The sequence below is a fragment of the Glycomyces endophyticus genome, assembly GCF_039531525.1.
GTDB classification, from domain to species: Bacteria; Actinomycetota; Actinomycetes; order Mycobacteriales; family Micromonosporaceae; genus Glycomyces; species Glycomyces endophyticus.
In genome coordinates, this window is record NZ_BAAAQF010000011.1 from 104,167 (window position 1) to 119,208 (window position 15,042).

General features: G+C 71.2%; 11 protein-coding genes. 10 read left to right on the forward strand and 1 reads right to left on the reverse strand.

The window, feature by feature from the left end; all coding sequences use genetic code 11:
* Nucleotides 1-4: 4 nt before the first annotated feature.
* From topA to ABD419_RS16270, 6 genes are all read left to right on the forward strand, one after another.
* Nucleotides 5-2,758, forward strand: a complete 2,754-nt coding sequence (gene topA / locus ABD419_RS16245) for a type I DNA topoisomerase (RefSeq protein WP_344488209.1) — start codon at nt 5-7, stop codon at nt 2,756-2,758.
* 269 nt (nt 2,759-3,027) lie between these two features.
* Nucleotides 3,028-4,197, forward strand: a complete 1,170-nt coding sequence (locus ABD419_RS16250; RefSeq protein ID WP_344488211.1) for a glycosyltransferase family 4 protein — start codon at nt 3,028-3,030, stop codon at nt 4,195-4,197.
* A 41-nt stretch (nt 4,198-4,238) separates the two neighbouring features.
* A complete protein-coding gene (locus tag ABD419_RS16255; protein WP_344488213.1) occupies nt 4,239-4,991 on the forward strand; it encodes an IspD/TarI family cytidylyltransferase in 753 nt (250 codons plus the stop codon).
* A gap of 156 nt (nt 4,992-5,147) precedes the next feature.
* The gene (locus ABD419_RS16260) at nt 5,148-5,843 is read left to right on the forward strand and encodes a phosphocholine cytidylyltransferase family protein (protein ID WP_344488215.1); all 696 of its coding nucleotides are present in this window, start codon (nt 5,148-5,150) and stop codon (nt 5,841-5,843) included.
* 77 nt (nt 5,844-5,920) lie between these two features.
* A complete protein-coding gene (locus ABD419_RS16265) occupies nt 5,921-7,630 on the forward strand; it encodes a CDP-glycerol glycerophosphotransferase family protein (protein WP_344488217.1) in 1,710 nt (569 codons plus the stop codon).
* A gap of 171 nt (nt 7,631-7,801) precedes the next feature.
* A complete protein-coding gene (locus ABD419_RS16270) occupies nt 7,802-9,487 on the forward strand; it encodes a CDP-glycerol glycerophosphotransferase family protein (protein WP_344488219.1) in 1,686 nt (561 codons plus the stop codon).
* A 51-nt stretch (nt 9,488-9,538) separates the two neighbouring features.
* On the opposite strand, the gene ABD419_RS16275 is transcribed toward ABD419_RS16270, so the two are convergent.
* Entirely contained in the window at nt 9,539-10,348 is an 810-nt protein-coding gene (locus tag ABD419_RS16275) for a DUF3109 family protein (protein ID WP_344488221.1), read from the reverse strand.
* A gap of 97 nt (nt 10,349-10,445) precedes the next feature.
* Between ABD419_RS16275 and ABD419_RS16280 the strand changes: the two genes are divergently transcribed.
* The 4 genes from ABD419_RS16280 (at nt 10,446) to ABD419_RS16295 (ending at nt 15,041) form a co-directional block, all read left to right on the forward strand.
* A complete protein-coding gene (locus ABD419_RS16280) occupies nt 10,446-11,246 on the forward strand; it encodes a sugar phosphate isomerase/epimerase family protein (RefSeq protein ID WP_344488222.1) in 801 nt (266 codons plus the stop codon).
* Nucleotides 11,247-11,359: 113 nt separating this feature from the next.
* Complete coding sequence (locus ABD419_RS16285; protein WP_344488223.1) at nt 11,360-12,463, forward strand: DegT/DnrJ/EryC1/StrS family aminotransferase; 1,104 nt, start codon at nt 11,360-11,362, stop codon at nt 12,461-12,463.
* The gene (locus ABD419_RS16290) at nt 12,460-13,464 is read left to right on the forward strand and encodes a Gfo/Idh/MocA family oxidoreductase (protein WP_344488224.1); all 1,005 of its coding nucleotides are present in this window, start codon (nt 12,460-12,462) and stop codon (nt 13,462-13,464) included. The genes ABD419_RS16285 and ABD419_RS16290 overlap by 4 nt, the downstream gene beginning before the upstream one ends.
* A complete protein-coding gene (locus tag ABD419_RS16295) occupies nt 13,461-15,041 on the forward strand; it encodes a glycosyltransferase family 2 protein (RefSeq protein WP_344488226.1) in 1,581 nt (526 codons plus the stop codon). Before ABD419_RS16290 ends, ABD419_RS16295 begins: the two co-directional genes overlap by 4 nt.
* Nucleotide 15,042: the final 1 nt, after the last annotated feature.

Here is a 15,042-nt window from a genome sequence, read left to right on the forward strand (position 1 = left end):
AGCAGTGCCGGACATCAAACGCCTGGTCATCGTCGAGTCTCCGGCGAAGGCCAAGACGATCGCCTCCTACCTCGGTAGCGGGTACATCGTCGACTCCTCCCTCGGGCACATCCGCGACCTCCCCCGCAGCGCGAAGGAGATCCCGGCCAAGTACAAGGACAAGGCCTGGTCCCGGCTCGGCGTCGACGTCGACAACGACTTCGCGCCGCTCTACATCGTCAACCCCGAGCGCTCGGCCCACGTGAAGAAGCTCAAGGGCTACCTCGCGGAGGTCGACGAGCTCTTCCTCGCCACCGATGAGGACCGCGAGGGGGAGGCCATCGCCTGGCACCTGCTCGAGACCCTGAAGCCGAAGATCCCCGTCAAGCGGATGGTCTTCCACGAGATCACCCCGCAGGCCATCGCCGAGGCCGCCGCGAACCCGCGCGAGCTCAACCAGGACCTCGTCGACGCCCAGGAGGGGCGCCGCATCCTCGACCGCCTCTACGGCTACGAGGTCAGCCCGGTCCTGTGGAAGAAGGTCATGCCGCGCCTGTCGGCCGGGCGCGTCCAGTCCGTCGCGACCCGCCTCGTTGTCGAGCGCGAGCGGGCCCGGATGGCGTTCCGCGCCGCCGACTACTGGGACGTCACCGCGACCCTGTCCACCGCCGACGACCAGCGGTTCAAGGCCGTGCTCATCGCCGTCGACGGCGACCGGGTCGCCACCGGCAAGGACTTCGACGCCGCCACCGGCCGCGTCAAGGGCAACGTCGTCCACCTCGACGAGTCCGGCGCCCGCGGCCTGGCCCGGCGCCTGGAGGGCCGCGACTTCACCGTCCTCAAGGTCGAGAAGAAGCCGTACCGGCGCAAGCCGTACGCGCCGTTCATCACCTCCACGCTCCAGCAGGAGGCCGGGCGCAAGCTCCGCCTCTCCAGCGCCCAGGTCATGCGGGTCGCCCAGCGGCTCTACGAGAACGGCCACATCACCTATATGCGGACCGACTCGACGAACCTGTCCGCGACGGCGATCAACGCCGCCCGCGCCCAGGCCGCCGAGCTGTACGGCGCCCAGTACGTGCCCGCCGAGCCGCGCCACTACGCCCGCAAGGTCAAGAACGCCCAGGAGGCGCACGAGGCCATCCGGCCCTCCGGCGACCGGTTCAAGACCCCGAACCAGCTCAAGGGCCAGCTCTCGGCCGAGGAGCACCGGCTGTACGAGCTGATCTGGCGGCGCACGCTCGCCTCCCAGATGGTCGACGCCACCGGGAACTCCACGTCCGTGCGGACCCGCGCGACCACCGCCGACGGCGAGCAGGCCGACTTCGGCGCGTCCGGCAAGACCATCACCAACCCCGGCTTCCTCCTCGCCTACGTCGAGTCCATCGAGGAGGGCGACGCCGACGACGCCGAGAAGCGCCTCCCCGAGCTCGCCGAGCGCCAGCACCTCGCCGAACAGGGCCTCGAGGCCGCCGGGCACACCACCCAGCCGCCCGCCCGCTACACCGAGGCGAGCCTGGTCAAGGCCCTCGAGGAGCGCGGCATCGGCCGGCCCTCCACGTACGCGTCGATCATGCAGACCATCCAGGACCGCGAGTACGTCTTCAAGAAGGGCCAGGCGCTCGTGCCGGCCTTCCGCGCGTTCGCCGTCGTCGGCCTCCTCGAGCGCCACTTCCCGCGCCTGGTCGACTACGACTTCACCGCGGGCATGGAGGACGAGCTCGACCAGGTCGCCGCCGGGCAGGAGTCCCGCGAGGAGTTCCTGCGCAAGTTCTACTTCGGCGGCAAGGACAAGGAAGGCACCGTGGCCGCCTCCGGCGGGCTGCGGCACATGGTCGAGGACGAGCTCGCCAAGATCGACGCCCGCCAGGTCAACTCCATCCCGCTGTACACCGACGACCAGCAGCGGCAGGTCGTCGCCCGGGTGGGCCGCTACGGGCCCTACCTGGAGCGGACCACCGCCGCCCAGGCCGAGGCCGGCGAGCCCGGCGAGCGCGTCTCGGTCCCCGAGTCCGTCGCGCCCGACGAGCTGACCGCCGCGAAGGTCGAGGAGCTGTACGAGCTCGGCTCCGCCGAGGGCGAGCTCGGCACCCACCCCGAGACCGGGGAGCCCGTGTTCGCCAAGAGCGGCCGGTACGGGCCGTACGTCACCTCCGGGGAGAAGTCCTCCTCGCTGCTGACCGGCCAGAAGCTCTCCGAGCTCACCCTCGACGACGCCGTGCGCCTGCTCACGCTGCCGCGCCTGGTCGGGAAGGACGCCGAGGGCGAGGAGATCCGCACCGGCCTCGGCCCGCACGGACCCTACGTCAAGAAGGGCCGCGACTACCGGTCCCTCGACCGCGAGGAGCAGCTCTTCACGCTCACCCTCGAAGAGGCCGAGAAGCTGCTCGCGCAGCCGAAGACCCGCGGGCGCCAGCAGCGCGCCCAGACGCTCCTCAAGGAGCTCGGCCCCGACCCGGTCACCGGCAAGGAGGTCACCCTCAAGGACGGGCGCTTCGGGCCGTACGTGACCGACGGCGAGACCAACGCCTCGATCCGCAAGACCGACTCGATCGAGGACCTGACGATCGACCGCGCCGCCGAGCTCCTCGCCGAGCGCCGCGAGAAGGTCGCCTCGGGCGTCGTGCCCGCCAAGAAGACCGCGAAGAAGGCGGCCAAGAAGACCGCGGCGAAGCAGACCGCGAAGAAGGCCGCCGCCAAGAAGACGGCCGCCAAGAAGTCCACCGCGGCCAAGAAGACCACCGCCGCGAAGGCCGCCAAGAAGGCCGCCCCCGGCGGGTAGCCGACGCGTCCGGCCCGGTCCCGCATCAGCTGGGCCGGGCCGCTGCTTTGCCCGTTTTTGTGGCATGTCTGACATCCGGATGTCACCGGACACGCCTGGCCTCGGCGCGTCCCCCTACGGTTCAACCGGTCGTAAACTATTTTCTGCTTGGATGCAACCTGGTCCGGGTTCCGGCGCGTCAAGGCTGTGCGGACAAGTGCTCAGTGCGGAGCCATGCGATGTCCCATGTGGCTGAAGACGGCAATTCTTCGAAAGCGGGTTTCGAGTTCATGCGAATCACATTTCTGGTCCGGAACATCTGGGGTATCGGCGGCACCATCAAGACCACCCTCAACACCGCAGAAGCGCTGGCAGAGCTCGGTCACGAGGTGACGATCGCATCGTGCATCAGAAGCAAGAAGAAGGCCGACTTCCCCGCCGACGAAAGGGTGAAGGTCGTCAATCTCTGGGACACCAGAAAACCCGAGAACGGCGGCGAGAAGCTCAATTTCATCGAGCGCTGGCAAAGCCGCTCGCCGTCGGCACTCGATGCCGACAAGGTGAACAACATGGGCGAGTCTTCGAAACTGCTCGATGTCCGAGTGAAGAAGTTCCTGCGTGCACTCGACACCGACGTCCTCGTCGGCACGCAGATCAGCGTGAACCTGTACATGGCGATGTACGGCCGCCCCGAGCGGTACGCGATGGTCGCCCAGGAGCACCTGTACCTCGACCACTACGCCGACCGGCACCGCGAGCTCATCCTCGAGCACTACCCGCGGTTCGACGCGATCGTCACGATCACCGACGCCGACGCGAAGGCCTACCGCGAGGCGCTGCCGCAGGCCGCCGACAGGATCGCCTGCGTCTCCAACGCCATCCCCGCGAACCCGCTGCCGCCCTCGGAGCTCACCGAGCCGGTCATCATGACCGCCGGGCGCCTCACCGGCATGAAGGGCTTCGACATCCTCGTCCACGCCTTCGCGCAGGTCGCCGACGAGTTCCCCGAGTGGAAGGTCAAGATCTACGGCCGCGGCCGCGACCGCACCAAGATCACCAACCGCATCAAGGACCACGGCCTCGAGGACCGCATCCTGCTCCCCGGCCCGGTGACCCCGCTCGACGCCGAGTGGGCGAAGGCGTCGATCGCCGCGGTCCCCTCCCGGTTCGAGCCGTTCGGGCTCGTCATCGTCGAGGCGATGGCCGCGGGCCTGCCCGTGGTCTGCACCGCCGTCAAGCACGGCCCGCTGGAGATCGTCAAGGACGAGGAGAACGGCCTGCTCGTCGCCCCCAAGGACCCGACCGCGCTGGCAGGGGCGCTGCGCCGCCTCATGGGCGACCCCAGCCTGCGCCGCAAGTTCGCCGACGCCGGTCGCGAGACCGCCCGGCGGTACGAGCCGCAGCAGGTCGTCGGCGGGCACGTGGACGTCTTCGAGAAGGCCCTCGCCGCGCGCGGGTAGCCCGGCGGGGCCGCGCCGATCCGGGCCTCCGGGACCGTAGATTGGGGCGTCACACCGACGCCGAGGACCTGGAGACGACCGTGACCTTCGATCCGCCGACGATCGCGGCCGTGCTCGCGGGAGGGACCGGCGCCCGCATGGGCGCCGCCCTCCCCAAGCAGCTCCTGGACGTCGCGGGGCGGCCCGTCCTCCAGCACACCCTCGAGGCGTTCCAGGCGAGCCCCGCGGTCGACCGCATCGTCCTCGTCATGGCCGAAGGCCACCACGAAGCGGCCTGGACCATCGCCAAAACCGCAAATGTGACAAAACTCTCGGCAGTAATCGGCGGCGGCGCCACCCGCGCCGACTCCTCCGTCGCCGCCATCCGCTGGGCGCGGTCCCAGCCGGAGGTCGGCGACGACGCGAAGCTGCTCATCCACGACGCCGCCCGCATGCTCGTCACCGGCCGCATCATCGCCGACGTCGCCGCCGCGCTCGACGGCGCCGCGGCCGCGACCGCCGCGATCCCCTCCTCCGACACCGTGGTCGAAGTCCACGATGGACGGATCATCGCCGTCCCCGACCGGTCCGCGCTCGCCCGGGTCCAGACCCCGCAGGGCTTCCGGCTCGGCCTCATCGCCGCCGCCCACGACGCCGCCGCGGCCGACCCCGCCTTCACCGCGACCGACGACTGCTCGGTCGTCCTGCGCTACCGCCCCGACACGCCCGTGCGCACCGTCCCGGGCTCGGAGCGGAATCTCAAGGTGACCGGCCCGGCCGACCTCGTCCTGGCGGAGGCCCTGCTCAGAGCCTGATCCCGGCCGCGCGGTACCGCGCCGCGGCGGGCTCCGGGGACGTCCCCGGAACGTGTGACGCCCGCGTCCACCGCCCGTTGGGCTGTGCGTAATCGACTGTTCAGCTAGGTAAACTGCACGAATCCAGCATCCCAACCGAACGAGGTGGCTCTCGACATGTCCACGAACATCGTGATCCTGGCGGCCGGCGTCGGCTCCCGGCTCGGCAAACCGCACCCCAAGTCCCTCACCGCCCTCAACACCGGCGAGACCATCCTCGGCCGCTCGCTGCGCCTGCTCACCTCCCGGTTCAGCCGCCACTCGATCCACCTCGTCGTCGGCTACAAGAAGGAGATGATCATGGAGGAGGTGCCCGACGTCGGCTTCATCTACAACCAGGCCTACGGCGACACCAACACCTCCAAGAGCCTCCTCAAGGCCTTCACCATCCTCGGCCCGGGCGGCGTCCTGTGGCTCAACGGCGACGTCGTCTTCGACCCCCAGGTCCTCGACGTCCTCCTGCCGCACATCGCGATGGACCACTCCTTTGTCGCCGTCAACACCGCGAAGGTCTCCGACGAGGAGGTCAAGTACACCCTCGGCGCCGACGGGTACATCAACAAGCTCTCCAAGCAGGTCCACGACGGCGCCCTCGGCGAGGCCGTCGGCATCAACTACGTCTCCGCCGACGACCGCGCCCTCGTCGCCAAGCGCCTCGCCGAGGTCGACGACCAGGACTACTTCGAGCGCGGCATCGAGCTCGCCATCGAGAAGGACGGCCTCAAGTTCGAGGCGGTCGACATCTCGCAGCACAACGTCATCGAAGTGGACTTCGCGGAGGACCTGAACAGCGTTAACCAGCACTTCAAGTAATTGCAACCGGAAGCGTCGACCCGGCGGGATAGAACTACCGGCGACACAGCCACGCGAGACCGAAGAGGCACGGCGAGTTGAAGAGACTGCTCCAATCCTGGCCCATCCGAACGAACCTCCTGGCCGTGGCGGCGGTGGTCTCCGCGGTCGCCGTCCCCGGCGTCCCGTGGCTGACCGTCGGCCTCGCGCTCGCCGTGTTCGGGACCGCGGCCTGGCAGGACCGCGGCGGGGTGGCCGGATTCCGCATCCCCCGCACGCTCACCGCGCTCGCCCTGCTCATCCTCGCCTGGTACTCAGGCGGCCTCGACCGCTGGCCGATGCTGCTCGCCGGGTTCGGCGTCACCCTCTTCATCGCCTACGCCGACATCTTCAACCGGGCCCTGAACGTCGGCTACCTCCAGACCCACAACCTCGACATCGTGCGGACCCGCCGCCAGCGGCTCACCTCGCCCCCGGCGATCGGCACGCTCGTCGACACCGTGTCCCTGCTGTACGTCCTCGGATCGGTCCCCCTGGGGGCGTTCCGCTTCGGCGCCGACCTGATCGTCCTGGCCGCCACCGCCGCGGCCCTCGGCTGGATCGGCTCCGCGGTGCTCCAGAACCACCTGCACCGCCGCAAGGTCTCCCACCCGGTCGACATCCAGGTCATCAGCGCCGTGCGGCGGCTCCAGCCGCGGTACGTGATCCACTTCGCCGGCGGGCGCGAGTCCGAGTACCAGCTCACGATGTGGCTCGACCACTTCGCGGCCGTCGGCGACCCGTACCTCATCATCATCCGCGACCGGTACCTCGTCGACGGCATCGCCGCCCGCACCTCTGCCCCCATCGTGCTCGCCCCGGCCCAGTCGGTCCTCGACACGCTCCTCCCCTCCAGCGTCCGCGCCTGCTTCTACGTCAACCACGCGGTCAAGAACGCGCAGCTCATCAAGCTGGACAAGTACCTCCACGTGCAGCTCATGCACGGCGACTCCGACAAGGCCATCAGCCGCAGCCCGGTCTCGCTCATGTACGACCGGGTGTTCGTCGCCGGGCAGGCCGGCGTCGACCGGTACCACCGCCACGGCGTCGACATCCCCAACTACAAGTTCCGCCGCATCGGCCGACCCCAGCTGCACGCCATGCAGGTCGGGCGGCGCGAGAAGGCCGACGAGGACCGGCAGACCGTCCTGTACACGCCCACCTGGACCGGCCTCACCGCCGACGTCAACTACTCGTCCCTCAAGCAGGGCAAGGCGATCGTCAAGGCGCTGCTCGCGCGCGACGTCAACGTCATCTTCCGGACCCACCCGTACACCCGCACCAACGCCGCCTACCAGGCGCTCGCCGACGACATCAAGTCCGTCATCGCCGAGGACGCGGCCCGCACCGGCCGCCCGCACCTGTGGGGCGACCAGGCCGAGACCGCGGTGAGCCTCACCGACTGCGTCAACGCCGCCGACGCCGCGATCTCCGACATCAGCGGCACCGCCTCCGACTGGCTCTACAGCGGCCGCCCGTTCGCGATGACCGACCCGAAGGGCTTCCGCGAGCACTACCTCGACGAGTTCCCGCTCGCCAAGGCCGCGTACCTGCTGGAGCCCAAGGCCGGGAACATCGAGGCCGTCCTCGACGAGCTGCTCGTGCGCGACTCCAAGGCCGACCTGCGCGCCGCCGTGCGCGAGTACTACCTGGGCGACGTCAAGCCCGGCGACCTCGCCGACCTGTTCGCCGCCGAGGTCAGGGACACCTACGCGGCGCCGGTCCGCAAGACCGCGACCGGCGGGTCCGCCCTGGTCCACGCCGCCTGACGCCCCGTCCCGACCCGTCCGCGCCCCGGGCCCCCGCCGCACCGGCGGGGCCCGGGGCGCCGTGTGTCCCCCCAGGGCTCCGGTGATCCCTGCCACCGGAGGCAAACGGAAGACGTGTTTACTTCATCTTGAGTTAAGAGCCCGTTAATTCGTTCACTCGATGGAGAGCACATGTCCCGACTGTGGAGACAGCGGTACGAGATCGTCGCGATCGCGGCGGTCATCGCCGCCACCGCGGCGCACACGCACCTGCTGGCGTACGCCCTCGCCGCGGCCGTCCTTGCCGTCACCGCCTGGTACTACCGGGACGACCTCTCCGCGATGCGCACCGCGCGCCTCATCGCCGTCATCGCGGTCCTCGTCGCGGCCTGGTCCGACACCCCAGAGCGCTGGACCCTCATCACCGGCTGCGTGCTCGTCGCCGGCTTCCAGGCCGTCGCCGGGGCCATCCGCATCGCGCTCTCCCTGTCCCACTTGGAGACCGCGAACCTAGACGTGCGCCGCTCGCTGCGGAACCGCGCTGCCGCGCCCGTCCCGATCGCCCTGGTCACCGGGTTCACCGCAGTGGCCCTGCCCCTCGCCGCGGCCGTGCCCGCCGGGCTGCGGCCCGCCGCCGACACCGCCGCCCTCGTGCTCGTCCTCGGCTCCCTCGTGTGGGCCGGCGACGCCGTCCTCGCGAACCTGCTGCGCCGCCGCCGCGAGTCCCACCCCATCGACGAGGCCGTCGTCGCCGCCGTCGAGCGGCTCCAGCCGAAGTACGTCGTGCACTTCGGCGGCGCCCGCCTCTCGGAGTACCAGATCGAGATGTGGCTGCCGTACTTCGACCGGATCGGCGACCCCTACCTCGTCCTCGTGCGCGACCCGTTCCTCATGCGCGGCACCGTCGCCTGCACCACCGCGCCCGTGGTGCTCGCGCCCGGCCAGTCCGTCCTCGACAAGCTCCTCCCCGCGAGCGTGCGCGCCTGCTTCTACTCCAACCACGCGCAGAAGAACACCGCGCTCATCCGCCACGGCGAGCTCCTCCACATCCAGCTCATGCACGGCGACTCCGACAAGGCGATCTCGCGCTCGGCGCTGTCGCTCATGTACGACCGGGTGTTCGTCGCCGGGCAGGCCGGCGTCGACCGGTACCACCGCCACGGCGTCGACATCCCCGAGCGCAAGTTCCGCCGCATCGGCCGCCCGCAGCTCCACGGCATCGCGGTCGGCCCGCGCGAGAAGGGCCCCGACGAGGCGCCCGTGCTCCTCTACGCGCCCACCTGGACCGGGTTCACCGAGGACGTCAACTACTCGTCCCTCAAGGAGGGCAGGAAGATCGTGGAGGCGGCCCTCGCCCGCGGCGCCGCCGTCATCTTCAGGACCCACCCGTACACCAGCACCAACGCCGCCTACCAGGCCCACGCCGAGGCGATCCGCGCGATCCTCGCCGCCGACGCCGCCCGCACCGGCCTGCCCCACCGCTGGGGCGCGGCCGCCGAGTCGCAGGTCTCCCTCGCCGACTGCGTCAACGCCGCCGACGCGGCCGTCTGCGACATCAGCGGCGCGGCCTCCGACTGGCTGTACAGCGGCAAGCCCTTCGCCATGACCGACCCCCGCGGCCTCCGCGGCGACTACCTGGAGGAGTTCCCGGTCGCCGCCGGCGCCTACCTCCTCAAACCCGGCGCGAAGAACGCCGAGGCCGTCATGGCGGAGCTGTTCGACACCGACTCCAAGGCCGCGCAGCGGGCGGCCACCCGCGAGTACTACCTCGGCGACCACGCGCCCGACGAGCTGTTCGAGGTGTTCGCGGACGCCGTCCGCGAGACCTACGCCGCGCCGGTCGTCAAGTCCGCCGGCCTCGCCGGCTCGGCCGCGTAGCACCCGCGCACGACGCGAGCCCGGCCCTCGGGCCGGGCTCGCGACGCATGCTCAGATCCGCCGGGGCGCCGGCAGCCGCTCCGGGGACGGCGCGCTCGCCGGGTGCGGCGCCACCAGGCCCCGCTTCTCCCGCTCCGCGCACAGGTCCGCCAGCCGCTCGTACGCGGCCGCGCCCAGCAGCTCGGTCAGCTCCACCGCGTACGACAGGTACACCGGTTCCGACGCCGTGTGCGCCAGCGGCGAACTGGTGCACCACCAGTCGAAGTCGTGCCCGCCCGGACCCCACGAGGCCCGGTCGAACTCGGTGATGAGGGTGACCGACACGTCGGTGCCGTCGGCGCGGTGCTCGGTCTTGAAGTCGCGCTTGACCGGCAGCTGCCAGCACACCTCCGGCTTGTACTCCATCGGGTGGACGCCGTCGCGCATCGCCTGCTGGTGCAGGGCGCAGCCCGACCCCGCCGGGAAGCCCTCGCGGTTGTGGAAGACGCACGCCCCGTCGACGACCGCCGTCTTCTTCGCCGGCTCCTCCTCGCCCTCGTCGTTCTCGAGGGTGTCGTCGACGATCGTGTCCTTCCACTTCCGGTGCAGCTGCCAGGTCTCGGGCGTCAGCTTCTTGACGACCTCCCTGGTCCGGCGCACGTCGGCCGCGTCGGTGTAGAACGCGCCGTGCAGGCAGCACCCGTCGGCGCTGCGGCCGAAGTCGATCCCGGGGCACCCGCCCTGCTCGGGGTGGCGCCCGAAGATGCAGCCCCACCTGGACAGCAGCCAGGTCAGGTCGGCTCGCACCATCGTGTCGGAGTCAGCGGGGTCGAAGAACTCGACCCACTCGCGGTCGAAGCCCGCGGGCACCTCGTCGGTCATCCGTCAACGGTACCCGCACCGCACGTTCAGGACTGGTTCACGCCGCGCGCACCACGACGTCCTCGACCGGTTTCGGGCACGGCGTACCCTGGACGCCGTGACCCAGTCCGTCCCGGTTCTGCTGTCGACCACGTCCGTGTACCCCGAACCCACGGCCGTGGGGTTCGAGCTCGCCGCCGAACTCGGCTACGACGGCGTCGAGCTGATGGTCTTCACCGACCGGGTCTCACAGGACCCGTCGGCGGCCGCGAGCCTCGCCAAGCACTACGGCGTCAAGATCGGCGCCGTCCACGCCCCCTGCCTGCTGGTCACCCAGCGGGTGTGGAGCGCCGACCCCTGGACCCGGCTGCGCCGCTCCGTGCAGGCCGCCGAGTACCTCGACTCGCCGACGGTGGTGATCCACCCGCCGTTCTCCTGGCAGCGCGAGTACGCCGCCAAGTTCTCGACCGTCCTCGACGGGCTCAAGGCCCGCTACCCGGGGATCACGATCGCCGTGGAGAACATGTTCCCGCTCAAGGTCGGGAAGCGGAACCTCGTGCCCTACCGCCCCCACTGGGACCCCACCCGGCACGGCTACGACTCGTACACCCTCGACCTCTCCCACTGCGCCGCCTCCGGCGCCGACGCGATCGCCATGGCCGAGCGCATGGGCAAGGGGCTCAGGCACATCCACCTGTGCGACGGCAACGAGCCCGGGGCCGACCAGCACCTCGTGCCGGGCCGCGGGAAGCAGCCGTGCGCCCAGCTCCTCGGCTCCCTCGGGGCCGCCGGATGGGACGGCTCGATCACCGTCGAGGTGTCGACGCGCAAGAGCGGGAACCGCACCCGGCGGGCCGAGGACCTGCACGAATCCCTGAAGTTCGCCCGCGACGCACTGGGGTCCCCGACCGCGGGGTGACACCTCCCCTCCAGCCGGAGTTCTCCGTTCATTAACCGGAGGTGTCCTCTGTATGATCGGGGCGCACCCACTCAGTGCGAAGTCCAGATCTTCCGGAGAACGCGGAGTAACACGTGTCTGACCAACAGCGGGAGTTCATCCCTCCGGCGAAGCCGCACATCGGCGAGGCCGAGATCGAAGCGGCCGTAGCGGTACTGCGCAGCGGCCGGGTCGTCCAGGGCCCCGAGGTGGCCGCCTTCGAGGAGGCCTTCACCAAGGTCGCCGGCACCGCCGAGTGCGTTGCCGTGAACTCCGGCACCTCGGCCCTCCAGCTGGCGCTGCTCGCCATGGGCATCGGCCCCGGCGACGAGGTCATCGTCCCCTCGTTCTCCTTCGCCGCCAGCGCGAACGCGGTCCGCCTCGTCGGCGCCGAGCCCGTCTTCGCCGACATCGAGGCCGACTCGTTCTGCGTGGACCCCGACGCCGTGGCCGCCCTGATCGGCCCCAAGACCGCGGCGATCATGCCGGTGCACCTGTACGGCCACCCCGCCGACATGGCCCGCCTCACCGAGCTGGCGCAGCGCCACTCCCTGGCGATCCTCGAGGACGCCTGCCAGGCGCACGGCGCCCAGGTCGACGGCCGCCCCGTCGGCTCGTTCGGCGTCGCCGGGACCTTCAGCTTCTACCCGACGAAGAACATGCACGCCCTGGAGGGCGGCATGGTCTCCACCGACGACCCCAAGCTCGCCCGGACCCTGCGCCTGCTGCGCAACCAGGGCATGGAGGCGCGGTACCAGAACGAGATCGTCGGCGCGAACATGCGCATGACCGACGTGAACGCCGCGATCGGGCGGGTCCAGCTGGGCCGCCTCGACGAGTGGACCGAGCAGCGCCGCGCGAACGCGGCCCGCCTCGACGCGGGCCTGGCCGGCGTCGAGGGCGTCGTGGTCCCGCCGGTCGCCGCGGGCGCGCGCCACATCTACCACCAGTACACGGTGCGGGTGCCCGTCGGCCGCGACGCGGCCCTGGAGCAGCTGAACGCGGCGGGCATCGGCTCGGCCGTGTACTACCCGATCCCGATCCACCGGCTGGCGCCGTACGCGCACGTCGAGGCGGACCTGCCGGAGACCGACCGGGCCGCCGCCGAGGTGCTGTCCCTGCCGATCCACCCCGCGCTGAGCGAGGGCGACCTCGACCGCATCGTCGAGGCGGTCCGCGCCCTGGAGCTGGGGCGGTGAGCGCCGGACGTCTGCGCGCCGGCCTGGTCGGCATGGGGGCGATGGGCCGCAACCACGCCCGGGTCCTGAACGCCCTCGACGGGGTCGACCTGGTCGGGGTCGCCGACCCGGCGGCCGACGCGGCCGCGGTGCCCGCGGGGCGCCTGGTGGACACCGTCGAGCAGCTCGTGGAGCTGGGCGTCGACTACGTGGTCGTGGCGTGCCCGACGGCGTACCACGAGCAGGTGGGGCTGACCCTGGCCGAGGCCGGGGTGCACGCGCTCATCGAGAAGCCGCTGGCGCACACCACGAAGGCGGCGCGGATCCTCGCCGAGGCGTTCGAGTCGCGCGGGCTGGTCGCCGGCGTGGGCCACATCGAGCGGTTCAACCCGGCGGTCATGGGCCTGCGGGAGCGGCTGGAGGCGGGCGAGCTGGGGGAGATCCTCCAGATCGTGACGCGCCGCCAGGGGCCGTTCCCGGGCCGGATCGCCGACGTCGGGGTCGTGAAGGACCTCGCCACGCACGACATCGACCTGACCGGGTTCGTCACCGGCCAGTCGTACCGGACGGTCACGGCGCACACGGTGTCGCGCTCGGGCCGCGAGCACGAGGACATGATCGCGGCGGTCGGGCAGCTCTCGGGCGGCACGATCGCGAACCACTCGGTGAACTGGCTGAGCCCGTTCAAGGAGCGCACGGCGGTCGTCACGGGCGACCGCGGCTGCTTCATCGCCGACACGCTCACCGCGGACCTGACGTTCTACGCGAACGGGGTCGAGGTGACCGAGTGGGAGGCCCTGCAGGCGTTCCGCGGGGTGTCCGAGGGCGACATGGTGCGGTACGCGCTGCGCAAGCGCGAGCCGCTGCTGGTCGAGCACGAGCACTTCCGCGACGCGGTGCTGGGGAAGCCGAACGACATCGTCGACCTGCGGCAGGGCGCGAGCACCGTCGAGGTGTCCGAGTCGATGCTCCAGTCGGCGGCGACCGGGGAGACGGTCGTCCTCGACGGAACCCGCGGATGAGCACCGTCCCGGACGTCTCGGTCGTCATCCCGGTCTACAACACGATGCCGTACCTGACGGCGTGCCTGGACTCGATGGTCGCGCAGACCATCGGGGCGGGGCGCGTCGAGGTGATCGCGGTGGACGACGGCTCGACCGACGGGTCCGGCGCGGAGCTGGACCGCTTCGCGGCGGAGCACCCGGACCTGGTCCGGGTGGTGCACCAGGCGAACTCGGGCGGGCCGGCGGTGCCGTGCAACGCCGGGCTGGAGCTGGCGCGGGGCCGGTACGTGTTCTTCATCGGCTCCGACGACTACTTCGGGCCCGAGGCCCTGGAGCGGATGGTCGGGCGGGCCGACGAGCTGGGCTCGGACGTGCTGCTGGGGAAGATGGTCGGCGTCAACGGCCGCAAGGCCCCGGGGGTGTTCGAGGAGGACGTCGCGGACGCGCCGTTCCCGACGCCGGAGCTGGCGTGGGCGCTGTCGAACACGAAGCTGTTCCGGCGCGAGCTGGTCGAGGCCGAGGGGCTGCGGTTCCCCGAGGGCATGGCGGTCTGCTCGGACGTGCCGTTCACGCTGCGCGCCATGGCGAAGGCGTCGAAGATCACGATCCTGTCGGACTACGACTGCTATTACGCGGTCAAGCGCGAGACCGGCGGGAACCTCATCTACTCGACCGGGCCGGTCGAGTGGGTGCACGCCGCCGAGCGGATCGTCGCGGCGATCGAGTCGCTGTACGGGCCCGGTCCGGAGCGCGAGGCGCTCATGTACCGGGTGTTCTCGCGCGAGATCGCCAAGTGCGTGCAGCCGGAGTTCCTGGCCGCGGACGCGCCGGAGCGCGAGAAGTTCTGGGACGCGGTCGCGGGCTTCTGCGACGCGCACCTGACGGAGGCGATCCGGGCGCAGCTGCCGACGGAGAAGCGCGTCAAGGTGTCGCTGGCGCAGGCCCGCGAGTGGCGGCTGCTGGAGGCGGTGATCCGCGAGGACGCGCCGGGGTTCCTGGTCGAGGACGGCCGCGTGTTCGTGCGCTACGCCGGGTTCCGCGAGGGCCGGCCCGACGAGTGGTACGAGGCGACCGCCGAGCGCGTCGTCGGCCGCCTGGTCAAGGGCATCGACCCGGTGGACCTGGCGTGGGCCGGGGACCGGGCGGCGGGGTTCTTCCTGGAGTACTGGTTCCGGGTCCCGGTGGCGGGGCTGGAGCCGGAGGCCGTCGGCGTCAGCGCCGAGCGGCTGGTCCGCGCGAAGGGCCCGGCCGCGCGCCGGTCGGTCCCGGTCGCGGAGTTCCACCCGCACGACGTGGCCGCCGAGGTCGAGCTGCGTCCGGACGGGGACACCACGGTCGTCGCGGCCCGGCTGCCGCTGGCCGAGGTCGCCGCCGCCCCGGGCCGCTGGTCGCTGCGCGGCCACCTGCGGATGGGGCCGTTCGTGTACGACGTGCCCCTCACCGCGGTCAAGGGCCCCGTCGAGCGGCAGGGCCGCCCGGGTAGCGTGACCGTGGACTGGGGCCCCAAGTCCCACCTCGTCGTCCATTCGGCGGGTCGGCCCTCCCTGAAGCGCCGCGTGGCGAACCTCGTCGGCCTCAAACCGAGCAGGAAGTGAA